The 543-nt window shown below is 62.4% G+C and carries 1 protein-coding gene; it reads right to left on the reverse strand.

Going from position 1 to position 543, the window contains the following annotated elements; translation table 11 throughout:
* Positions 1-94: 94 nt before the first annotated feature.
* The coding region (locus tag FK530_RS25305; protein WP_205124280.1) for a GNAT family N-acetyltransferase at positions 95-543 on the reverse strand (449 nt) is incomplete at its 5' end.

A 543-nucleotide genomic window follows, 5' to 3' on the forward strand; every position in this document is an offset into this window, starting at 1 on the left:
GCCACGCCCGACCATCTGGGTGCTGCCCATTCGGCAAGACAACTTGAGGCCATCATCCGAGACGTCGCACCCGCACTGGGATGGCGGTGGGAACTCAGTCCGCGAACCGCACGAATGAGCGCAGTTCGCGTGGACGGACGTCATGGGCTTCCGTGAAGCCGAGAGACTCGTAGAACGCGCGTTGCCGAGGTTCGTCATCCGTGAGGAGAACGTGCTGGCGAACGTGCCCGAAAGGTGCGAACACCTCGTGCATGAGTGAACGCCCGATGCCGCGCCGCTGGTGCTCAGGGGCAATGAGGATGTCCTGCAGGTAGATGACAGTGACCCTGTCACCGACCACGCGAGCGAGTCCCACCAAGATCTCGCCATCCCAGGCAGTGACCACGCGCAGGGACTGTCGGACCGCAAGCGCGAGTTCCTGGGGCTCCTTCGTGTACGTGGTCCATCCCACCGAGTTGTACAGCGAGACGAGGTCGTCGGCGTTCACATCGGTGTCGACTCGAATTGAAGGTGAGGTCATCGGGTCGGGTTCATCATCCGAAG

Origin of the sequence: Tsukamurella conjunctivitidis, assembly GCF_007858475.1 — a bacterium.
GTDB lineage: Bacteria > Actinomycetota > Actinomycetes > Mycobacteriales > Mycobacteriaceae > Tsukamurella > Tsukamurella conjunctivitidis.